Here is a 20,729-nt window from a genome sequence, read left to right as displayed (position 1 = left end):
TCCTTCGTCGATGCCTGGGGTCCTCAGCAATCCGAGGATACCCGGCGGGACACGATTACCGTGCGCCCGGTCTTGACATCAGGCCGTCAGCTGCCACTGCGAGGTCACGTCGGCGAGCAGATCCGGCAATCTGACCAGCAGGCGGCCGTTCGCCAGCTTGGCCGGGAACGGTTCGGCCAGTATCGGCCTCGCGAGGGCGGGCTCGGCGACCATGGCCAGGTAGCTGGGCAGCAGATCGTTGACGATGTAGTGCCAGCGCGTGGCCCGGTCGGCCCAGTTGAAATCGGGCAGTGGGGTGCGCAGTGAGATGGTGCGTCCGCCCGACTCGGCGGTGAGGGTGGTCGGTGCGAAGACGCCGGGGGCACGCACACCGGGTACGGCGGCCTTTCCCGCGACGGTGCTCACGTAGGTCATCACCCGGCCCATGGCGCCGCGCCCCCGGGAGGTCTCATCCCACTGGTCGGCGATGATCTGGTTCTGTTCCCGATCGGTCATGCGCACCGCCGCGTCCGCCAGTCCCGCCGGTGTGCCGCCCGCGATCCCGCGCCAGGCCAGGATGGCGTTCTCGTCCAGGACCCCGGCCCGGTACATCTCCTCCACCGCGGCCGGTCCCCCGGCGGCGTATGCCTCGTGCATGGGCACCTGGTCGATGAAGATGTGCTTCTGCATGATCATCAGCCGGGTCTGGTACCAGGCCAGATCCGCGGCGGTGAGCCGTGCGCCCGCGGTGGCGAGCAGCCGGATATCGGCGGGCAGGATGTCGAGCAGTTCCGGGGGCGCGGTGCGCAGCAGATCCGCGACCGCATTGCCGAGTTGGTGCACGCCGGGCACGCTCACGATCGCGCCCATATCGCTCATATCGAAGAATCCGGAGGCGAACGAGCCGCCCGCCAGCCCTGCGAGACCCACCCAGTAGAAGTCCGGATGCTCGTTGTTGAGCCGCAGGTAGTTCACGTACACCTGGGTGAAGGTGCGAGTATTGGCGGCCACGCCGCGGCCGGGGTCCCAGGTCGCCAGGTCGATATCGGCATTGCGGGTGGCGACAGTGAGCCAGTACTGGTGCAGCAGGGTGGCATAGCGGCGGGGTGCCACGCCCGCCGCGCGGGCCTCGTCGAGCGCCGGGCGCAGCGACTCCGGGTCGAGCGGCAGCGCCGGGTGCAGCCCGCCGCCACCGGCCCCGTCGCCGTTGACCGGCGGCAGATCCAGGTAGGCGGTATAGGCCGCTTCGGCATGGGCCGCGGGTGCCGCGACCAGGGCGGCCGGTACCGCGACCATGCCCATGGACAGGCAGGTCGCCATGCCCAGAAGTCGAACCACTGCCCCGGTCCGCCGGTTTGCCTTGCTACGGCCGCTCATCGATCGCACGTTCCCCTGTTGCCTCGGTCACATCCCCGAGGAACGTAGCAACACGTTTCAGATTGCGATCAACAATTCCGGCCACACCGTGTGGCCATCCGACGCAACTTCCGCGGCGACCTTCCCCAGTCGCCGCGGAAGTCGCCCGTCTAGCGCGGGGCCGCGGGCGGAACCTGGGCGGGGGCGACCTCGGCAGGCATGATCTCGGCGGGCATGATCTCGGCGGGCACGGTCTGCGAGCCGAACTCGCCGGCGCGCAGCTGCGCCAGCGCGATCAGACCCGCCACCGCCATGGCGCTCACCAGCGCCGCGATGGCCAGCGCCGCGAATCCGGCCTGTGCGCGCCGCACCCGACTGAACGAGCGGCGGCGGCGCAGCGCCTCGGGTTCGCCGCGCATCACGATATGGTCGCGACGCGCCCGCGCCCGGCCATAGGACATGACACCGGGGCGCGGCCGGTTCCGACACGGCCGCCGCGCGGCGACCGGGCGCGACGCGGCATCGACGACACGCGCGGGCGCGAAATTGGCGCGAATGGCGCGCGGGATGGTGTCGAAGCCGAGATCGCTTCCCAGGGTGTCGAATTCGCTGACCACAGTGCGCATCGAACATACCTCCGAAGTGGGCTTATGGTGGATGTGCCGAACATGTTCGCTCATGTGTTCGAAGAACTGATGTTCGAATTTCTACCACGCCCCACCGACAGAATCCAGCATTTCCGCGACATGCGTCGAACAGATGTTTGATCCAGCGCGGCCCTCGGACTACAGTCGAAGCACGAATTCCGGGTGACTACCCACGATTCCGGTACAGCAGCATTCCGGTGTGACACAGCAGGGAACGGAGGACGACGGCGGTGAGCGAACACGGCGGCGTGGACGGTGACAACGAACCGGTCGGCGACGACAGCACCGAAACGTCCGGCGCCGGGGCGGATCTCACCGTCCGGCAGCGCAAGGTGCTGGAGGTCATCCGCACCTCGGTGAGCGACCGCGGCTATCCGCCGAGCATTCGCGAGATCGGCGACGCCGTCGGCCTCACCTCCACCTCCTCGGTCGCCCATCAGTTGCGCGCCCTGGAGCGCAAGGGCTACCTGCGTCGCGATCCCAATCGGCCGCGCGCCGTGGATGTCCGGGGGCTGGACGAGACGGCCGTGCGCGCCACCGGGGTGACCCAGCTGCGTCCGGTCACCGCGGAGCCCGCCGATTCCGGCGATCAGCCCACCCCGACCTACGTGCCCGTCCTGGGCCGGATCGCCGCCGGTGGTCCCATCCTGGCCGAGCAGGCCGTGGAGGACGTCTTCCCGCTGCCGCGCGAACTGGTCGGCGAGGGTTCGCTGTTCCTGCTGAAGGTGGTCGGCCAGTCCATGGTCGACGCCGCCATCTGCGACGGCGACTGGGTGGTCGTGCGCCAGCAGAACGTGGCCGACAACGGCGATATCGTGGCCGCCATGATCGACGGCGAGGCCACGGTGAAGACCTTCAAGCGCACCGGTTCCCAGGTGTGGCTGATGCCGCACAATCCGCTGTTCGAGCCCATCCCGGGCAATGACGCGCAGGTTCTCGGCAAGGTTGTCACGGTGATCCGCAAGATCTGACCGTGCCGAGCCGCCGTGGCCGGGCGCCCGCCCCGCAGACCGGGCGCCGGGCCACGGCGGTTTTTCCGTATCTGATTCTTCGTGTCTACGTCTTCTTCGTGTCTATGTCGACGTGATGCCGCCCCACACCGCACGTGAGCCGCTCTCGCCGACACGGTAGACCTGCACGCTCGCCGCGACCCCGGCGACTACCGCGAGCACGATGACTACGCTCACGACGGCACGTCCGACGGTCGCGCCGCGCTGTTCGCGCCAATGCCAGAGCAGTAGCAGCAGTGCCACCACCAGCAGCGGGATCACGTAGTAGAGGGTGGTGCGACCGAGCTCGACGTGCTCGTCGATGGCGGGCGTGCTGCCCACCTCGGCGTACAGCCACTCCCCCGCGTCGATGGTGAGCGGCGTCAGCGCGACCACGACCACCGCCAGGATCACGGTCGGCCAGACCAGTCGCCGGCGCGCGGCCGCCCAGAGCGCGCAGATGACCACCAGTACCGAGGTGAGCGGCACCAGGACCACCAGTGCGTGCACCAGCAGGACGTGTGCGGGCAGTCCGTCGAAGGTGGTCATGGCAGCGCCTCCGTTCCGTCGCGCGGATACCGGAACAACGTATCCCGGCGCGCCACGGTTCAGGTGTCAGCCGCCCGCGACTTCCGTCCGCACCGTGTCGGCGGGCTCGATCCGGGACATGAGGACCGTCGTCTCGTTGTCCGCGGCCGGTTCGACGGGCTTGGCGTCGGTAGGACCCGACAGGGGCACGGTCAGATAGCCGAGCAGTTCGTACCGCACCGGAAGCGTGAGCGCCGCCGAATGGCGGTCGTGGGCGATGAAGGCGAGCCCGGGGCCGAGCACGGAGCGCACGGCGTCGAGCCAGCGTCCGTCGGTCACCCGGCAGTCCGCCCACGGGAAGTACTCCAGCCCGGTGCGCAGGAAGAACCGTTCGCCGATACCCGCGCGGCGCAGCAGTTCACCATGCCACTCGTCGACGCGGGGTTTGGCGGTCCCGGCGTAGATGCGTTGGTTGGGCGCGGGATTGGCGGTACCGAAATCCGCGAGCGTGTCCAGCAGCTGCTGGGGCAACTCGTCGGCACGCACGAACCCGAGGACCTCCAGCCCCTCCAGGAGCCGGGGTAGTTCACTCGCGCGCCGCTGATCCTCGTGGAGCTTGAACTTGCGTCGAATGCTGTCGCTGCGCATCTACGTCCTCGCCGAACCGTTCACGTCGACGCGCTCAGCACCACACGAATTCGCTTGCGCCGGAATGTCGCCAGCGGTAACCAACATCGTCGAACCTTCCAACTTCCCTCATCGCGATCCGCGGCATTCTGCCCATTGCGGGCGATGTGCCCCGGATCACAGGCACCATAACATGGTCAATCGTACGAATAACACTCGTAGCGATCCGTCGGTAAACGTTTATTCCGTGGTCATCGGGGGTACGCGCCGCCGACGATTTCGCCCTGCGTGACCAGTCCGGGATTGCCCGCGTCCCAGTAGCCGCCGTGCGCCCACGGCTCTCCCGGGAACACCGTGAGGAACGGCAATTGCAGCAGCGTGCCCGGCGCGGACTCGAAAACCGTTGCGCCGAACGCCCGTTCGATCGGACTGATGCCGTGCGCCACGGTACCGAAGACGGCGACCGGATCGGCGGCGGCCGCGGTGGCGAAGATGTGCCGGTGATTGTCCGCGGACGGTACGCCGTCGAGCCGGAGTTCGGTGACATGGTCGGCCCGCACCCCCGGACTGCCGACGAAGATCACACTATCGGCCGCGAGGGATCCCCCTCCGCCGGCGGCGACGCCGATCACGGTACTGCCGTAACTGTGGCCCACGAGTGTGGTGTGCGCGGGCGGGCCGGAGTGGGTGGCGCGCAGCCCGTCCAGGAAGCGATCGAGCGCGGGGGCGGCGGCGGTGGCGTGGTCGGGACGCAGCGCGGCGATCAGGTCGGGCGGCGCGCGATAGCCGTACCAGGCGATTACCGCGGTGCGCTCGGACGGATTCGCCCGCACGGCCGCCTCCAGCAGCGCGCGGGAGCGGTCGACACCCGCGCCGATGGTGCCCAGCCGCGCGCCGGTGCCGGGCAGGAAGGCCGCGATATTGCGGGCGGCATCCGGATTGCCGAGCGCGATCGCGCCGCGCCCGCTGTCGTCGACCGACAGCAGATAGCGGGGCGGGTCGCCGCCAGCGCCGAGCTGCTGGCGGACCACCTGATAGTCGGCCAACCGGGTGTGCGCCTCCTGCCGGGCGGTATCCCACTCGCGCAGACGGATCCACTCCGCGGGTGTACTGGGCGGGTTCCGCCCGGCCGCCCAGTCCGGATGCAGTCCGTCGAGGTGGGCGAGTTCGGCGTGGGCGGCCGACTCCAGCCGCGTCAGATACCGCCGGTTGTAGAAGTCACGGGCCACCGCCGGAATGCCGTCGCGGTTCCCGATGGCCGGGTCGTAGGCGTAGAGCGCGTCGCGATCGGCGGGCGTGAGCGATTCCCACAGCCGGTGCACGGCGCGCGGATCGTCGGGGAACAGCGCGGTACCGTCCAGGATGGCGACGACCCGGGAATCCGGCCGTGCGCCCCGAGCATGCACCGTCGAGGCGGCCAGTTCGGCGCGCGCCTCGTCGAGTCGGGCGGCCACGTCGCGGTCCAGCCCGTCGGCGGCCGCCAGCAGCGGCAGCAGCCGCGCCTGGAGTGCGGCCGCCTTGGTGTCGAGACATGCCTGGAGTGCGAGGTCCAGGGCGGGATTGCCGGTGTGCGCCACCGGTGCGGTGACCGTCCCGTCGTCGGCGACCACGCAGCCGTGCGCGGATGCGTCGTCTTCGAGGCCGAGGACAGCGTCGCGGATCTCCGCGAGGTTGCCGGCATCCGCGCACGCGTCGGCGATATCGAGCACGGCCGCCGCGAGACGGCCGGCCGCCAGCTGCGACTCCAGCGCTCGCAGCGCGGCCGCGGCGGCGGCATCACCGCGCCATCGCCCCAATACCTCGTCGACATGGCGGCCGACCCGGTGCCGGGCCTCGGCCACGCGCAGATTCATCGCCGCCAGCGAATCGGCGGTGGCGGCCACGGTCGCGGGATCCCAGCCGCGCACCCGGGACAGGCTCGCCGACGACACGACCGCACCCCGCTAGGAGGGGGCCCGCAGGTATCCGTCCAGCCGCTCGGTGAGCGCCTGGTCCAGCGCCTCATAGGTGGTGGCGCCGCTATCCGCCGCAGCGGCGAAGCCCCGCACCTGCCCAGCCATACCGCGCAGCGCCGTCCGCAGCGGCTCGCTCAGTTCCACGGCGGCGGAGCCGATGGCCGAATTCGGCATGGCCCGCCCCACCGTCGCGATCAGTCCGACCGGATCGATTCCGCCGATGGCATCGGCCTCCCCACGCACCCCCGCCGCCATGACGCGCAGGGCCTCGACATCGGTTCGCAGCATCTCCCCCATTGGAAATCCCCTTTCTGCCGGGAAATCTAGCAGCCGCACGCCGCTCCCGGCCGGGTGAGAACCTTCGGCTGGGGATGATCAGCACGCTGTTCACATCTCGACGCGCGGTGGTCGCGCCCGCCCGATGGGTGCGGTAGAGAGGACATATGCACGCATCCCGATTGCGTCGCCTCGTCATCACGCCGGTGTTGCTCTGCGTCGCGGCCGCGTTCACCGCCGCCGCGGCCACGCCCACGGCTCCGCCGTTCGACGCCTACGTCGCGCTCGGCGATTCCGCGGCGGCCGTGGGTTCGCTCGACAGACTCCAGCCGGGCAGTCCTCGGTTCTGCGACCGCGCCGCCGACAACTACCCGTCGGTCGTGGCCCGCACCCTGCGGGTACGCGACTTCGTCGATGTCAGTTGCAGCGGCGCGAAGACCGCGAATATGACCGCGCCGCAGTTCGGCCGGGGCGGAGCGGTCAATCCGCCGCAGCTCGACGCGCTAACGGCCGACACCGACCTGGTCACGCTCACCATCGGGGGCAACGACATCGGCGTATTCGACGTCAATGTCATCACCGCCGCGCAGTTGGCCGTGCTCACCGACCGCATCGGCGCGACACTCACCGAGATCCGCCGGCGCTCCCCGCACGCCACCGTCGTGCTGACCACGTATCTGCGGTATCTGCCCACCAGCGGCCCGTGTTTCGGGGTGCTCGACCACGGTGGCGGACAGCGCCTCACCGACACCCTGCGCGAGCTGGCCCGCACCCACGGCGCCCGCTTCGCCGACAGCTACGCCGCGACCGGACACGACATCTGCGCACCGGCCGAGGTCCGCCGGGTCAACGGCCCGCGCCCGCGGACCCCGACCGTGCCGCTGCACGCCAATGTCGCGGGCCAGGCGTATCTGGCCTCGGTGGTCGTGCACGCGGCACTGGCCTGACCGCCCAGGATTCCGCCGCCCCTCCCGGTTCCCCGACTTTCCGGCTACGCTGGCCCCGGCGCGCAATCTCGTTGCCGCCCTGAATAATTGGTCGCCCACTCCGCACGGAATCCTGGACAACGACGTCCCCACCGACCTGGCGGACCTGCCGTGCCCGAGCCTGTGGGATCGACAGTTAGGACTGGGACAGAGTGCATTCACTCGACAGCTTCTCCACCCGCAACGGCGGCTTCCGCGATGTCGTGGTGACAGCGGTGGAGATGACCACCTCGATCGCCGCCGACACCGCAGGCACCTGGCAGGGCCTGCTGACCGGGGCGAGCGGAATCAGAGCCCTGACCGATCCGGACATCACCCGCCACGAGCTACCCAACGCCATCGGCGGCACCCTGGTCGACGACCCCACCGCCGGTGTGGACCGGGTTCGCAAACGCCGGATGTGCTACGTGCAACAGATGGCGTACGCCATGGGAAAACGCCTGTGGGAGAACGCCGGAACACCCGAGGTCGACTCCGACCGGCTGGGCGTCTGCATCGGCACCGGGCTCGGCGGCGCGGACACCATCGTGGCGGCCGACGCGGCCATGCGCGAACACGGATACCGGAAGGTGTCGCCGTTCGCGGTGCCCATGTCCATGCCCAATGGCGTATCCGGCGTGGTGGGTCTGGAGGTCGGCGCACGCGCCGGCCTGGTCACGCCGGTGTCGGCGTGCGCCTCCGGCTGCGAGGCATTGGTGCACGCCTGGCGTTCCATCGTGCTCGGTGAGGCCGACATGGTCATCGCCGGTGGCGTCGAGGGCTATATCAATCCGGTGACCCTCGCCGGCTTCTCGATGGCGCGGGCGCTCAGTGCCCGTGTCGACGAACCGGCGCGGGCCTCGCGCCCCTTCGACCGCGACCGCGACGGTTTCGTTTTCGGGGAGGCGGCGGCGCTGCTGCTCGTGGAGGCCGAGGAGCACGCGCGGGCGCGCGGCGCCACCCCGCTGGCGCGCCTGCTCGGGGTCGGCCTCACCGCCGACGGCTACCACCTGGTGGCCCCGGATCCGGAAGGGCGGGGCTGCGCCCGCGCCATGCGCCGCGCCGTCGCTACGGCCGGGGTGAGCGCGAACGAGGTCGACCACGTCAACGCCCATGCCACCGGCACCAGCATGGGTGATCTGGCCGAGGCCCGGGGTATCGCGGCAGCCATCGGCCACCATCCGTCGGTGTACGCGCCGAAATCGGCGCTGGGGCATTCGGTGGGTGCGGTCGGTGCGCTGGAGGCCGTCCTTTCGGTGCTCACGCTGCGCGATCAGGTGGTGCCGCCCACCCTCAATCTGGACAATCAGGATCCCGAAATCGAACTGGACATAGTGCATTCCACTCCGCGTCACACGAATATGGAGTTCGCCCTCAACAATTCGTTCGGCTTCGGCGGGCACAATGCCGCCGTACTCTTCGGACGCTACTGATCACGGATGGGGCGGCGAATATTTCGGGGTCCCCGGCACCGCCCGGGCGGCGGATGAGATCATGCCGTATCGGCGTGGTCAGCCGTACCTCGTGGTCTGCAAACCGATTGGGAGCCACGGGAGTACGAGCACCCGGCAGCACCGCCGAACCGCAGAGGAAATGAGGACGATGAGCGAGAACCCAGAGATCCCGGGAGCGGAACCACCGACACGCGGCAATCGCGTGATCGTCGCTCTCATGGCGATCGCCATTATCGGCGCGCTGTTCACCGCCGCCATGATGGCGGGGTGACCGAACTCAGTCGCCGTCGCCCGAGCGCGTCGCGGTGACTCGCCGCTCGTAGCGGGCGACCGCGACGGCCACCTCCGGCCACCAGGTCAGGAAATCCTCGCGCATCCCATCGGTGCCCAGCACGCACAGAGTGCCGACGGCGGTGCCGACCTTGCGCGCCAACGGGGTGAGTTCGGGTGGCAGCGTCATCTGCCGGAACACATTGGACAGCCGGATGGCCACGATGTCGTTCACCTGCTCACGCAGCCATTCGATGGACATCCGGAAGTCGTCGTGCAGCAGCACGTCGAGGAAGGGCGCGGCCACGCGCAGCAGTTCCTCGGCGTCGAAATCGGTTCCGGGACGCACGAATCCGTGCTTGCGCAGGGTGGCGTCCAATTCCGCGGGCGTACCGTTGAACAGCGCCTCGCTGATATCGGCCACGATGGCGCGGAAGTCGCGCGGGTATCCGGCGCAGGCGCCGAAGTCGACGACGGCGAGGCGGCCGTCGGGCAGGATCAGGAAGTTGCCGGGGTGCACGTCGCTGTACAGCAGACCGCAGCGACGATAGGACATCTCGAGGAAGCGGAACACCCGCCGTCCCCAGTGGCTGCGCTCGTCCACCGCGACACCGCCGGTAATGAGTCTGGTCAGCGCGACGCCCTCGACCCAGTCGCTGACCAGGACGTGTTCGGTGTGTTCGACGACCGCGGGCACCAGGAAATCGGGATCCCCGGCGAAGGCGTCGGCGCAGCGCTGCTGATTCGTGGCCTCCCGGTGGTAGTCCAGTTCGTCGCCGACCATGGAGCACACCATGTCGACCACCGCGTGCACATCCGCGCCGGGCATGACCGCGCCGATAATTCCGGTCACGCTACGCAATTGGCTCAGATCGCACGCCACCGCCTGCTGCGCGCCCGGGTACATGACCTTGACCGCGACCTCGCGGCCGTCATGCCAGACGGCGCGGTGCACCTGCCCGAGCGAGGCCGCCGCGGCCGGTCGCTCCGCGAATTCGCGGAATCGTTCCCGCCATCGCGGGCCGAGATCCTCGGCAAGCACCTGATGGACGAGCGCGGGCAGCATGGGTGGCGCGGAATCCTGCAATCGAGTGAGTGCGGTGCCCGCGATCTCACCGAATTCCAGGGGGACCAGCGGTACGGCCGAACGGTAGACCGAGGCCATCTGCCCGAGTTTGGCCGCGCATCCACGTAGTTCGCCGAGCACGTCGACCAGGTGCTCGGCGGTGCGCACCTGGATGTCGCGATCGATCTCCGCCGCGGTCCGTCCGAGCATGCGCTGACCCAGTCCGGCCGCGCGTCGTCCGGCATAGGCGACGGGCACGGACGCGAGTTTCGCATCGCGCCGCAACCGCCCCGCCGGCGCCGCTCCCGCGTCCTTGCGGTGCCGCCCCGGGAAAGGAATGACCCGCCCCGAGGTCTGCCTGCCACTCACCATTCACACACCGCCCACTGTTCCCTGCGGTGTGTAGTCTGTCACACGCTCCGGCGACTTGCGAATAGCGCTGTTCGTCAACCGCGAGCGCCCGAACTCACCCGATCCCGATCAGGCCAGACCCCAGGCGTGCAGGATGTAGGTGATGTTCGCGGCGATATTGGTGACGACATTGGCGAGATTCAAGGCGGCGGAACCGAGATCGATGATGGGCATGGCTGTTCCCTTGCGGCTGGACGATACGAACCACTTCAAAAGTAGTCAGGCGTCCAGAACTTGGCGATCTTCGATGGCATACCGCACAGCGGGCACGACGACGTGACCGACCTCTCATCCGTGTCGCTGACGGGGGTCACGGCAATCGGCGGGTAACACTCTGGGGATGAGGATCCTGGAGCGCGGCACGGCGGCGCTGCTGGCCGTGGAACGCGCCATTCGGCCGAATTACCCCGGTGTCGTGGTCGCGGCCATCTTCTTCGCCTGGTCGGTATCGCCGTCGCTGCTCCCCCGCACCTGGCTCTTCCAGGGGCTCGTCAGCGGAGTGAGCGCCGTGATCGGGTATGCCGTCGGCTGCGTGCTGGAGTGGGCGTTCACGCGCTGGCTACGGCCGCGGCTGCCGGAGCGCGCATGGATCGCCACGCTCATGAATCCGCCGCAGCGCGTACGGGATCTGCTCAAGGCGTGCACGGTGGTGGCGGTGGTCGTCGGGGCGGCGCTGGTCCTGGTGCGCTCGGCCCGCTGGCAGCGCAACCTCCAGACCATGATGGGCATGGAGCCGACCACCACCTCGAGCTACCTGCGCACCGAACTGCTGGCCTTCGCCACCGTCGCGGTGATCATCCTGGTGTTCCGACTGCTGCGGTGGGCGGTGCGGCGCCTCACCCGGGCGCTCAATGTCGAGCTGCGCGTGCCACGCCCGATCGCCCTGCCCGGCGCGGTGGTGCTGGTCGCGGTGTTCTGCGTGCTGTTGTGGCAGGGCGTGCTGGTCAATGCCTTCTTCTCGGTGGCGAATTCGGCCTTCGGCCTGCGCAACGGCCATACCTCCGCGGCGGCCCGGCAACCCGTGCTGCCGGAGCGGTCGGGCAGTCCGACGTCGCTGGCGCCCTGGGACACACTCGGTTCCGAGGGGCGCTGGTTCGTGTCCTACGCGCCGTCGGCGGAGCACATCACCGCCGTCACCGGAAAGCCCGCGCGCGAGCCGATTCGGGTCTACGCCGGGTTGGAGTCCGCGCCGACGCCCGAGGCCGTCGCCGATCTGGTGGTCCGCGAGCTCGACCGCACCGGCGCTTTCGACCGGCGGGTGCTGGTCGTGGTCACCACCACCGGCACCGGGTGGGTGGACTCCACCACGGCCGCGGCCATCGAGTACATGTACGGCGGCGACACCGCCATCGCGGCGACGCAGTACTCGTATCTGCCGAGCGTGCTGTCGTTCCTGTCCGACCGGGACAAGGCCACCGAGGCCGGGCGGCTGCTCGTGCACGCCGTGCACGAGCGCTGGGCCGCACTGCCGCCGGACGCGCGGCCGAAACTGCTCGTCTACGGCGAGAGTCTGGGCTCGCAGGGTTCCGAGGGAGCGTTCACCGGACTCGATGACATCCGCACCCTGGTGGACGGGGTGATGTGGGTGGGACCGCCGAATTCCAATCGCATCTGGAGCGCGCTCGAGGCGCGGCGCGATCCCGGCACCCCCGAGATCCTGCCCGTCTACGCCGATGGGCTCGTTGTTCGATTCGCCGGAAGCGCTGAGGATTTGAACCGGCCCAACGCCCAGTGGCTCGATCCGCGCGTGGTGTATCTCCAGCACGCCTCGGACCCGATTGTCTGGTGGTCGCCGGATCTGCTGTTCTCCCGCCCGGATTGGCTCGCCGAACCGCGGGGTTCGGATGTCTCACGGTCGGTGCGCTGGTGGCCCATCGTCACCTTCTGGCAGATCAGCGCCGATCTGGCCAACGCCCAGAAGGTTCCGGCCGGGCACGGCCACAAGTACGGCACCCTGGTCTTGGACGGCTGGGCCGCGATCACCCGGCCACCGGACTGGACTCCGGAACTCGCGCAGCGTATCCGCGTGGCCCTCGACGCGGACATCGACTGGGAGTACGCGCACAAGTGAAGCGGTGCGCGCGCCTAGCTGACGGCGCGCAGATGGCCGCGACGGCGGAATTCGTCCTTGCGCTTGCGACGTTCCCGCTCGGACAGGCCGCCCCAGATGCCGAAGCGCTCGTCATGGGCCAGCGCGTACTCCAGGCACTCTCCCTGCACTTCGCAACGGCCGCACACCAGTTTGGCCTCGCGGGTGGAGCCGCCCTTCTCCGGGAAGAAGACGTCCGGATCGGTCTGGGAGCACAGTGCCAGTTCACGCCACGCCGGATCTTCGGCCTCCACCAGCGGAACGATGGCTAGCTGTTTGATTGCCATTGGAACCTCCCTCGTCTGTGATGCGTCTTCGATCGTCAGATACTCGCAGTGATTTCTTGTGAATCACTTCTAGTCGAATTAGGTAACCATAAGGTAACTGTCGCGCGAGTAGTTGTCATCTCGAGACCCAGCGACCCGCCCGCACGTCACAATCCACCAGGTAGGACCACCCGCCACACACCCGGACACCCGTCCAGCAAGACTCGAGTAGCGGTTGCTGAAATCCGGAGCTACAATCCTGGCGACCTTCGAAACCGCTTGTCGGCCATGTTTTTTGAATGGTTGCGACAGGGGGGTACACAGCCCGGAGACCGTATGCGTCTCCCGTGGTCGACGCGAGTGCGGAAGTGCGGAACTTGTCAGAATCATCCAGTCCCCCGGACGGCGAACCGACCTCACCCAGCATTCGCGGTACGCGCCAGCCCTATACGGCGCTGCTGGTCTGCGCGATCCTGACCACGGCACTCGGCGCCGCCGCGGTGTTCTTCGCCCCCGACGATGTCCGACTGCCGATAACCATCGGTGTACTGGTGGCGGCGATCACGTTGTGCGCCAGCGTGACAGCGGCCTTCCACTACCGCGTGGAGGCCGACCGGGCGCGCGCGGAGGCCGCGGAGATCCGGCGGGTCGCCGACACCGCGGCCGCCGAGGCCGTGGGGCGCGCCGACGCGGCCACCGAGGCCGCGACCGGACTCCTGGAACAGGCCAGAAGCGCCGAAGCCCGCCGGGCCGCGGCCCTGGCCGCCTTCGCCGGCGCGGCGGGACGCATGCAGGCCATGACCACCAGCATGCTGGCGGAACTACGGGAGATGGAGCATCGGCACGCCGATCCCACCGTGCTCGCCGACCTGCTGCACCTGGATCACCGCACCGCGCAGGCCGGGCGACTGGCCGACAGCATCGCGGTACTCAGCGGCGCACGCTCGGGACGGCGCTGGGCCAAACCCATTGCCATGGAATCGATTCTGCGCGGGGCCATGGGGCGGGTGGCAGGCTACCAGCGGGTTCGGCTGCGCGCCGTCACCGAGATCGCCGTCGCCGGGCACGCGGCCGAGGGCGTCATGCACGCGCTCGCCGAACTGCTCGACAATGCCTGCAACTTCTCCCCGCCCACCACTGAGGTGCACGTCTACGCCGCCGAGGTGCCCGCGGGCGTGGTGATCACCATCGAGGACAGCGGACTCGTGATGAGCGAATCCGCGCTGCGCCGCGCCGAGGCGGCGGTATCGGGGACCGACGGGCGCGACGCGCGCGCGGACCTGTCCTCGCTCACCGGCACTCGGCTCGGGCTCGCGGTGGTGGGCCATCTCGCGCGCAAGCACGGACTCACCGTGTCGTACCGGCCCTCGGCCATCGGCGGCACCGCGGTGGTCGTGGTGGTGCCGCGTGACCTCACCACGCGGGTCGAAATGGCGCCCCGCACGCTGTCCACCATCGCCTCGGCCATCGCCGAGAAGCCGCGGGAGCCCGCCGGGCGATCCGACAGCACCGGCGAGAACCCGGCACTCGCACCGGCCGCCCCCGAATCGGCGCTCCCCAAACGCCGCCGGGGCAGCACCCTGGCCGCGGTGCACCCCGAGGGTCTGTCCACTCCGAAATCCGATGCGGTCCCGCCCGCCCCGTCGTCACCGTCGTCGCTGGGAGCCTTCCAGCGCGCGGTGGCCGGACGCGAGAACGGAGACACCGCAACCTCTTCCCCTGCCGTGGAGGCCGATCGATGACTACGTCCGCGCCCGCACAACTCGGCTGGCTGCTCGAACAGCTGCTCGGCCGCACCCCGCGCACCAGGCACGCAGTGCTGCTGTCCAGCGACGGGCTGAAAATCTGTCACACGCCGGAACTCACCGTCGACAAGGCCGACCAGCTGGCCGCCATCGCGGCGGGCATCCAGAGCCTCTCGCACGGGGCCTCGGTGGAGTTCGGTGCGGGGCACAGCGGCGTGCGCCAGTCCATGACCGAGTTCTACGGCGGCATCCTGTTCATCGTGGAAGCCGGAATGGGCGCGCACATCGCGGTGATCGCGGCCGAGGACGCCGACGCCGGGCTGGTCGGCCACAATATGCGCGAGCTGGTCGAACAACTCGGCGAACATCTCGCGGCGGCACCGCGCGGGGGGACGAGAGTGCCGTGAGCAGACCAGGCCGCGACGACTCCCCCGATCGGCTCTACACCCTGACGGGGGGCCGGACCAGACCCGACTCCGATGCCTTCGACCTCGTGACTCTCGTTGTGAGCGAATGCGATCCGACGCCGGGAATGCAATCCGAGCACGCGGCCATTCTGCGGATGTGCACGGCGCCGACCGCCGTGGTGGAAATCGCGGCGGAGCTGCGCATCCCGGTCGGAATCGCCACCATCCTGCTGTCGGACCTGCTGCACGCGGGCCGGATCACCGTACGCCACCCGCACACCGGCACGGCCATCCCCGGCTCGCCGTGGTCCCCGGTGCCGGATGCCACCACCCTCGAGAAGGTACTCGTTGGACTCCGCAAGCTTTGACCCCCGGCCCGCCCGCGCCGACGCCCCCTTGGACAGCACCGCCCGACAGGGGCTGAAGATCGTCGTCGTCGGCGGTTTCGGAGTCGGCAAAACCACGATGGTGCGATCCGTCAGCGAGATCCGCCCCCTCGACACCGAGGCCACCATGACCGATGCCGGTGTGGGCGTGGACGATCCCGGCAGCGTGCCGGGGAAGTCGACCACCACCGTGGCCTTCGACTTCGGCCGCATCACCATCGACGCGGAGCACGTGCTGTACCTGTTCGGCGCGCCGGGGCAGGAACGGTTCTGGTTCCTGTGGGACCGGTTGTTCACCGGGGCGCTGGGAGCCATCGTGCTGGTGGACCCGCGCCGGATCGCGGACTGCTGGTACGCCATCGACCGACTCGAGCATCAACGCACCCCCTTCGTGGTGGCGTGCAACGATTTCGGCGGGCATCCACACATGCCCGGCGATGTGCGCGACGCACTCGATCTGGATCCCGGTGTGCCGCTGCTGAATTGTGATGCCCGCTCACGCGAGTCCAGCAAGCGGGTACTGATCACCCTCGTCGAGCACCTCTACGCCGAGGCCGCTCGGCGTCACGACCTCACCCCGGAGACCGCCTCATGACCTCGCCCGACCTCGTGCCGGAGCGTTCCGGCGGGTGCCCGGTGCACCGTGATTCCGCCGTGCCGCTGAGCGGACCGCGCTTCCACACCGATCCGTTCCGGCTCTACGCGGAGATGCGACGCGAGCACGGGCCGGTGGTGGCGGTCGAGCTGCCGGGCGGCATTCCGGCCTGGCTGGTGATCGGCTACCGCGAACTGCATCAGGTGACCAGCGATCCGGAGCTGTTCCCGCGCGATGTCGCCCGGTGGAACCAGTGGCCGAATATTCCGCCGGACTGGCCGCTGCTGCCCATGGTCGGCTCGCCCATGCCGTCCATCTACTTCACCGCCGGGGCCGAACACCGGCGGCACGTCGCCATGGTGGAACCCGCGCTGGAGACGGTCAATCCCTTCGAATTGCGGGCCACCTGTGAGGAATTGGCGGACCGGCTGATCGACTCGTTCTGCGGGCGCGGTGAGGCCGACATGGTCGCCGACTTCGCCGAACCGCTGCCGGTGCTGGCCTTGGCGCGCATCATGGGCTTCCCCGACAGCGAGGCGCTGGAACTCGCGACCATCATGAAGCACATCGCCGACAGCGGGGCGGAGGCGCAGGCCGCGTACGGGCGTTTCAATCAGGCGATGGCGAATCTGGTGGCGGTCAAGCAGCGGCATCCGGCCGGTGACCTGGTGTCGATGATGCTGGCGCACCCCGAGCCCTTCACCGCCGAGGAGTACACCCTCGATCTCCAGGCGATCCTGGCCGCCGGGCATCTGACCACCGCCGACTGGCTGGTGAACTCGCTGCGGCTCATGCTCACCGACGACCGGTTCGCGGCGGCGTTCGGCGGCGGGCGCAGCAGTGTCGGCCAGGCCATGAACGAGGCGCTGTGGGAGGACACCCCGACCCAGATCCTCGCCGGACGCTGGGCGGCCCGGGACACCCGGCTCGCGGACAAGACGGTGCGGTCCGGGGATCTGCTGCTGCTCGGGCTCGGCGCGGCCAATACCGATCCTCATGTGCGGCAGGGTATTTCGGATGGTCCCGAATCGGCGTATCTCGGCAACAGCGCGCACTTCGCGTTCAGTTACGGCGAATACCGGTGTCCGTATCCGGCGCAGCAGATCGCCGAGGTCATCGCGCGCACCGGCATCGAGGTACTGCTCGACCGGTTGCCGGATGTCGACTTGGCGGTGCCGCCGCAGAACCTGATGCGGCGACCCTCGCCGTTTCTGCGCGGGATGACTTCTCTTCCCGTGGTCTTCACCCCAGTTCGTGCTGTCGGAGGTTTCTCGTGAGTAGTCAATGCCCCATCGCCATCGATCCCATGATCGGTGATCTGGCCGGGGAGACCGACCGGTTGCGCGCGGCCGGGCCGCTGGCCCGCATCGACCTGCTGGGCGCCACCGCCTGGACGGTCACCGATCACAGCGTCGCCCGGCAGCTGCTGGTCGACACCCGCCTGGTCAAGGACATCAACGCCTGGGGCCTGTGGAATTCGGGCGTCGTCACCCGGCAGTGGCCGCTGATCGGCATGATCGACGCGGGGCGGTCCATGTTCACCGTCGACGGCGCGGAGCACCGCCGCCTGCGTATCAAGACCACCCAGGCGTTGACCCCACGGCGACTGGAGGCCCTGCGGCCCACGATCGAACGGTTCGTCGCCGAACTGCTCGACGATCTGGAGGCGGCGGGCAAGGACGGTGCGGTAGTGGACCTCAAACAGGTGTTCGCGTATCCGCTGCCCATGCGGGTGGTCAGCGAGCTCATGGGCGTCGACAAGGCCGACCACGGGTATCTGCTGGAGTCGTACAAGAAGTTCTTCTCCATGCTGACGCCGCACGAGGAGCGACTGCGGCTGCTCGAGGAACTGGACGTCTACTACTTGAAGATGGTGCGTGACAAGACGGCCACCCCGACCGACGATCTCACCAGCGCCTTCATCCAGGCCGACGAGGGCGGCGAACCGCTCACCGAGGAAGAGGTGGTCGGCAATCTCAAGGCCCTGGTCGCCGCGGGCCACGAGACCACCGTCAGCCTGATTCTCGCCGCCGTGCGCGCGCTGCTCACCCGGCCGGAACAGCTCGACAAGATCCGTTCGGGTGATTACGAATGGAAGAACGCCATCGAGGAGACTCTGCGCTGGGACGGGCCGGTCATCCACCTGCTGATGCGCTTCGCCACCGAGGACATCACCGTCGGTGACACGGTGATCGAGAAGGGCGAGGGCGTGGTCATGTCGTATCGGGCCATCGGCCGCGACACCACCATTCACGGCGAGGACGCCGACGAATTCGACATCACCCGGCCGACCGCGCACCGCAATATCTCCTTCGGCTACGGTCCGCACATCTGCCCCGGCGCGGCCCTGGCCCGCATGGAAGCCGCCATCGCGCTGCCTGCGCTGTTCGAGCGGTTCCCCGAGCTGCGGCTCGCGGTGCCGGTGGAGGAGATCGGCAACCTGCCGGTACTCACCCAGAACGATCTGGCATCCTTCCCGATCCAGGTGAGCTGACCGTCCCGGCCGGGCCGCCGTCGCGGCGGCGGCCCGTCGCCTGCGCATCCCGCGTGTTCCGTCGTACCGTGGGGGTTCGGTCCCCGGCGAAAGGTGTATCGCGGAATGAAGAGCACTCGGATCGTCCTGGCGTCCCGGCCCACCGGCATGCCCACCGAAGAGAACTTCCGCACCGAGACGGTGGAGCTCGACCCGCCCGGGGCGGGCGAGGCGCTGCTACAGACGCTCTATCTCTCGCTCGACCCGTACATGCGTGGACGCATGAGCGACGCACCCTCCTACGCACCACCGGTGGGAATCGGCGAGACCATGGTCGGCGCGACGGTCTCACGTGTGCTCGAATCCACCGATCCCGCAGTGCGATCCGGCGACTATGTGCTCGGATACGGTGGCTGGCAGACACATTCGGTGGAGCGGGTGAAACACCTGCGCAAGCTCGATCCGGAAGCCGCACCGCTCACCACCGCGCTCGGTGTGCTGGGCATGCCCGGATTCACCGCCTACTCGGGACTGCTCACCATCGGCCGTCCGCAGCCGGGCGAGACGGTGGTGGTCGCCGCCGCCACCGGGCCGGTCGGGGCCACGGTCGGGCAGATCGCCAAGATCGAGGGGGCGCGGGCGGTCGGTATCGCGGGCGGGCCGCAGAAGGTGGCCCTGCTGCGCGACCATTTCGGTTTCGACGCCGCCATCGACCACCGGGCACCCGACTTCGTGGAACAGTTGGCAGCGGCTACGCCGGACGGTATCGACGTCTACTTCGAGAATGTCGGTGGTGCGGTATTCGACGCCGTTCTACCGCGTCTCAATTCGTTTGCTCGAATTCCGGTGTGTGGGTTGATCGCCCAGTACAACGCGTCGTCGCTGCCGCCGGGGCCGGATCGGATGGGGCTGCTGATGTCGCTCGTGCTCCGGAAGTCGTTGACTGTGCGGGGGTTTATTCAGACGGAGTTCTCGGGGCAGTTCGGGGAGTTCTATTCGAAGGCTTCGGGGTGGGTTCGGGAGGGGCGGGTTGCTTATCTCGAGGATGTGGTTGAGGGGTTGGAGAACGTGGTGGAGGCGTTTCAGGGGTTGTTGACCGGGAAGAATGTGGGGAAGGTTGTTGTGCGGGTTGGGGAGTGAATTGTTGGGCGGTAGTTGCGGCCTTGTCCATGTGTTGAGGTGTCGGGGGGCGTGGCGGTTCGGGGGTGTTGCCGCAGAGCTTGAAAAGATGAGTGTGGTGGCGTTGGGTGCCTTACCTGGCTTTCGCTGACGCCGGGTGGGGTGCCGCGCGCGTCTACCCCAGCCCACGGACTGGCTGGGGTTACGTTCTCGAGACGACCATTTCGGGGCGGCGGTCTACTGGCGTAAGTGATCGCCCCGGGCCGGACCCGGCCGCTGGGCACGATACGGGGGCGTCGTGCGATCGCGACGCGTACTGCCCGCGCTATCGTCCGAGCGGTCACGGTCGTGCCCAGCGCCGCCACGGTCGCCACATCCACGATGATCGGCATGGCCACGCTGGCCTCCATGCCCGCGATGATCATCGGCACGGCCGTGACGATCCGAGCCACGATCATCGGCATGCCCGCGATAATCGGCATGGCCGTGTCGATCCGGGCCGCGATGACCGGTATATCCGTGATGATCGGGGTGGGTGAGCCACTGCTCGGGGTGGTGATGCAGATTCACCCGAGCAGCCCGCGCCGGATCGATCCGGGTCGGCGGCAACCACACCACCCGACCGGGATACCGGCCACTACCGATGCCGATACGCCTACCACCACCGAGCCCACCACCGATACCACTGGCACCGTCGCCGCCACTGCCATAGCCGCTTCCACCGCCGGTGCCGTAGCCGCTTCCGGTGGCATTGCCACGGTCGGGGGCATTACCACTGCCCGGGGCGTTGGCTCTGCTGGTGCTGGTGCTGGTGTCGCGTCCGAGGGTGGCCCACCCGGTCGAGTCCTCGACATCCTCGGGGATCTGAGCATGACAGCGATCACACACCAGGGTCAGGTTCTCGATATCGGTACGGCCACCGCGCAGCCACGGGATCATGTGATGCACCGCGCACATCGTCGCCGGAGCCTCACACCCCGGCCGCGTACAACCCCGATCAGCCGCGATACACGCCAACCGCTGCCACGGCGACGCCAACCGATACTTGCCCCGACCCAAATGCAACGGCACACCCTTACCGTCGAACAACATCAACAACGGATACGAGCCCTCGGCCATCCGCAAC

Annotated in this window: 21 protein-coding genes; 12 read left to right on the top strand and 9 right to left on the bottom strand. The window is 68.8% G+C overall.

All coding sequences use genetic code 11. The annotated features are described in order from the left end of the window. Positions 1 to 78: 78 nt before the first annotated feature. On the bottom strand, positions 79 to 1,299 hold the full coding sequence (locus QMO76_RS31755) for a hypothetical protein (protein WP_306365050.1): 1,221 nt from the start codon (positions 1,297 to 1,299) through the stop codon (positions 79 to 81). Between the two features lie 206 nt (positions 1,300 to 1,505). Further along, entirely contained in the window at positions 1,506 to 1,961 is a 456-nt protein-coding gene (locus QMO76_RS31750) for a hypothetical protein (RefSeq protein WP_306365049.1), read from the bottom strand. A gap of 269 nt (positions 1,962 to 2,230) precedes the next feature. Between QMO76_RS31750 and lexA the strand changes: the two genes are divergently transcribed. Continuing rightward, positions 2,231 to 2,953 (top strand): transcriptional repressor LexA, encoded by a 723-nt coding sequence (gene lexA / locus QMO76_RS31745; RefSeq protein WP_306365113.1) that lies wholly within the window; start codon positions 2,231 to 2,233, stop codon positions 2,951 to 2,953. A gap of 102 nt (positions 2,954 to 3,055) precedes the next feature. Here the strand turns inward: lexA and QMO76_RS31740 are convergent, their stop codons facing one another. The 4 genes from QMO76_RS31740 to QMO76_RS31725 all read right to left on the bottom strand — a co-directional run bounded on the left by QMO76_RS31740 (position 3,056) and on the right by QMO76_RS31725 (position 6,369). Beyond that, entirely contained in the window at positions 3,056 to 3,520 is a 465-nt protein-coding gene (locus QMO76_RS31740) for a DUF2231 domain-containing protein (protein WP_306365048.1), read from the bottom strand. Positions 3,521 to 3,586: 66 nt separating this feature from the next. Further along, positions 3,587 to 4,147: a hypothetical protein gene (locus QMO76_RS31735; protein WP_306365047.1), complete on the bottom strand. Its 561-nt coding sequence runs from the start codon at positions 4,145 to 4,147 to the stop codon at positions 3,587 to 3,589. Between the two features lie 230 nt (positions 4,148 to 4,377). Beyond that, positions 4,378 to 6,057: an alpha/beta hydrolase gene (locus tag QMO76_RS31730; protein ID WP_306365046.1), complete on the bottom strand. Its 1,680-nt coding sequence runs from the start codon at positions 6,055 to 6,057 to the stop codon at positions 4,378 to 4,380. A 12-nt stretch (positions 6,058 to 6,069) separates the two neighbouring features. Then, positions 6,070 to 6,369, bottom strand: coding sequence for a hypothetical protein (locus QMO76_RS31725; RefSeq protein WP_306365045.1), 300 nt, complete (start codon positions 6,367 to 6,369; stop codon positions 6,070 to 6,072). A gap of 155 nt (positions 6,370 to 6,524) precedes the next feature. Here QMO76_RS31725 and QMO76_RS31720 point away from each other — a divergent pair, with 155 nt between their 5' ends. From QMO76_RS31720 to QMO76_RS31710, 3 genes are all read left to right on the top strand, one after another. Then, complete coding sequence (locus QMO76_RS31720) at positions 6,525 to 7,304, top strand: SGNH/GDSL hydrolase family protein (protein ID WP_306365044.1); 780 nt, start codon at positions 6,525 to 6,527, stop codon at positions 7,302 to 7,304. A 191-nt stretch (positions 7,305 to 7,495) separates the two neighbouring features. Further along, positions 7,496 to 8,755 carry a KasA/KasB family beta-ketoacyl-ACP synthase gene (locus QMO76_RS31715; RefSeq protein ID WP_306365043.1) on the top strand — a complete coding sequence of 420 codons (1,260 nt, stop codon included), beginning with the start codon at positions 7,496 to 7,498 and terminating at the stop codon, positions 8,753 to 8,755. Between the two features lie 169 nt (positions 8,756 to 8,924). Next, entirely contained in the window at positions 8,925 to 9,047 is a 123-nt protein-coding gene (locus tag QMO76_RS31710) for a hypothetical protein (RefSeq protein ID WP_306365042.1), read from the top strand. A 6-nt stretch (positions 9,048 to 9,053) separates the two neighbouring features. On the opposite strand, the gene QMO76_RS31705 is transcribed toward QMO76_RS31710, so the two are convergent. Then, on the bottom strand, positions 9,054 to 10,370 hold the full coding sequence (locus QMO76_RS31705; RefSeq protein ID WP_306365041.1) for an AarF/ABC1/UbiB kinase family protein: 1,317 nt from the start codon (positions 10,368 to 10,370) through the stop codon (positions 9,054 to 9,056). Between the two features lie 493 nt (positions 10,371 to 10,863). On the opposite strand from QMO76_RS31705, the gene QMO76_RS31700 reads away from it, so the two are divergent. Further along, complete coding sequence (locus QMO76_RS31700) at positions 10,864 to 12,594, top strand: alpha/beta hydrolase (RefSeq protein ID WP_306365040.1); 1,731 nt, start codon at positions 10,864 to 10,866, stop codon at positions 12,592 to 12,594. Positions 12,595 to 12,608: 14 nt separating this feature from the next. Here the strand turns inward: QMO76_RS31700 and QMO76_RS31695 are convergent, their stop codons facing one another. Then, positions 12,609 to 12,899, bottom strand: a complete 291-nt coding sequence (locus QMO76_RS31695; RefSeq protein WP_029932929.1) for a WhiB family transcriptional regulator — start codon at positions 12,897 to 12,899, stop codon at positions 12,609 to 12,611. 356 nt (positions 12,900 to 13,255) lie between these two features. Here QMO76_RS31695 and QMO76_RS31690 point away from each other — a divergent pair, with 356 nt between their 5' ends. From QMO76_RS31690 to QMO76_RS31660, 7 genes are all read left to right on the top strand, one after another. Beyond that, positions 13,256 to 14,620: a sensor histidine kinase KdpD gene (locus QMO76_RS31690; RefSeq protein WP_306365039.1), complete on the top strand. Its 1,365-nt coding sequence runs from the start codon at positions 13,256 to 13,258 to the stop codon at positions 14,618 to 14,620. Continuing rightward, positions 14,617 to 15,030, top strand: a complete 414-nt coding sequence (locus QMO76_RS31685) for a roadblock/LC7 domain-containing protein (RefSeq protein ID WP_306365038.1) — start codon at positions 14,617 to 14,619, stop codon at positions 15,028 to 15,030. Before QMO76_RS31690 ends, QMO76_RS31685 begins: the two co-directional genes overlap by 4 nt. Continuing rightward, positions 15,027 to 15,398 carry a DUF742 domain-containing protein gene (locus QMO76_RS31680; protein ID WP_306365037.1) on the top strand — a complete coding sequence of 124 codons (372 nt, stop codon included), beginning with the start codon at positions 15,027 to 15,029 and terminating at the stop codon, positions 15,396 to 15,398. The genes QMO76_RS31685 and QMO76_RS31680 overlap by 4 nt, the downstream gene beginning before the upstream one ends. Continuing rightward, positions 15,379 to 16,011, top strand: coding sequence for an ATP/GTP-binding protein (locus QMO76_RS31675; protein WP_372342127.1), 633 nt, complete (start codon positions 15,379 to 15,381; stop codon positions 16,009 to 16,011). Before QMO76_RS31680 ends, QMO76_RS31675 begins: the two co-directional genes overlap by 20 nt. After that, positions 16,008 to 17,288 carry a cytochrome P450 gene (locus QMO76_RS31670; protein ID WP_306365036.1) on the top strand — a complete coding sequence of 427 codons (1,281 nt, stop codon included), beginning with the start codon at positions 16,008 to 16,010 and terminating at the stop codon, positions 17,286 to 17,288. The genes QMO76_RS31675 and QMO76_RS31670 overlap by 4 nt, the downstream gene beginning before the upstream one ends. Beyond that, a complete protein-coding gene (locus QMO76_RS31665) occupies positions 17,285 to 18,505 on the top strand; it encodes a cytochrome P450 (protein ID WP_306365035.1) in 1,221 nt (406 codons plus the stop codon). The genes QMO76_RS31670 and QMO76_RS31665 overlap by 4 nt, the downstream gene beginning before the upstream one ends. A gap of 105 nt (positions 18,506 to 18,610) precedes the next feature. Beyond that, positions 18,611 to 19,624 (top strand): NADP-dependent oxidoreductase, encoded by a 1,014-nt coding sequence (locus QMO76_RS31660; protein WP_306365034.1) that lies wholly within the window; start codon positions 18,611 to 18,613, stop codon positions 19,622 to 19,624. 216 nt (positions 19,625 to 19,840) lie between these two features. On the opposite strand, the gene QMO76_RS31655 is transcribed toward QMO76_RS31660, so the two are convergent. After that, on the bottom strand, positions 19,841 to 20,542 hold the full coding sequence (locus tag QMO76_RS31655; RefSeq protein WP_306365111.1) for an HNH endonuclease: 702 nt from the start codon (positions 20,540 to 20,542) through the stop codon (positions 19,841 to 19,843). Positions 20,543 to 20,729: the final 187 nt, after the last annotated feature.

The sequence above is a fragment of the Nocardia sp. CC227C genome, from assembly GCF_030767025.1.
Taxonomy (GTDB): Bacteria; Actinomycetota; Actinomycetes; order Mycobacteriales; family Mycobacteriaceae; genus Nocardia.
This window is presented reverse-complemented; position numbering and strand designations above follow the sequence as displayed.

What these genes read in the sequence shown, in the direction of transcription:
- QMO76_RS31755 (WP_306365050.1), bottom strand. Translation starts at nt 1,299, where the DNA reads ATGGCGACCTGCCTGTCCATGGGCATGGTCGCGGTACCGGCCGCCCTG.
- QMO76_RS31750 (WP_306365049.1), bottom strand. Translation starts at nt 1,961, where the DNA reads ATGCGCACTGTGGTCAGCGAATTCGACACCCTGGGAAGCGATCTCGGC.
- QMO76_RS31740 (WP_306365048.1), bottom strand. Translation starts at nt 3,520, where the DNA reads ATGACCACCTTCGACGGACTGCCCGCACACGTCCTGCTGGTGCACGCA.
- QMO76_RS31735 (WP_306365047.1), bottom strand. Translation starts at nt 4,147, where the DNA reads ATGCGCAGCGACAGCATTCGACGCAAGTTCAAGCTCCACGAGGATCAG.
- QMO76_RS31725 (WP_306365045.1), bottom strand. Translation starts at nt 6,369, where the DNA reads ATGCTGCGAACCGATGTCGAGGCCCTGCGCGTCATGGCGGCGGGGGTG.
- QMO76_RS31720 (WP_306365044.1), top strand. Translation starts at nt 6,525, where the DNA reads ATGCACGCATCCCGATTGCGTCGCCTCGTCATCACGCCGGTGTTGCTC.
- QMO76_RS31710 (WP_306365042.1), top strand. Translation starts at nt 8,925, where the DNA reads ATGAGCGAGAACCCAGAGATCCCGGGAGCGGAACCACCGACACGCGGC.
- QMO76_RS31700 (WP_306365040.1), top strand. Translation starts at nt 10,864, where the DNA reads ATGAGGATCCTGGAGCGCGGCACGGCGGCGCTGCTGGCCGTGGAACGC.
- QMO76_RS31695 (WP_029932929.1), bottom strand. Translation starts at nt 12,899, where the DNA reads ATGGCAATCAAACAGCTAGCCATCGTTCCGCTGGTGGAGGCCGAAGAT.
- QMO76_RS31685 (WP_306365038.1), top strand. Translation starts at nt 14,617, where the DNA reads ATGACTACGTCCGCGCCCGCACAACTCGGCTGGCTGCTCGAACAGCTG.
- QMO76_RS31670 (WP_306365036.1), top strand. Translation starts at nt 16,008, where the DNA reads ATGACCTCGCCCGACCTCGTGCCGGAGCGTTCCGGCGGGTGCCCGGTG.
- QMO76_RS31660 (WP_306365034.1), top strand. Translation starts at nt 18,611, where the DNA reads ATGAAGAGCACTCGGATCGTCCTGGCGTCCCGGCCCACCGGCATGCCC.
- QMO76_RS31655 (WP_306365111.1), bottom strand. Translation starts at nt 20,542, where the DNA reads ATGATCCCGTGGCTGCGCGGTGGCCGTACCGATATCGAGAACCTGACC.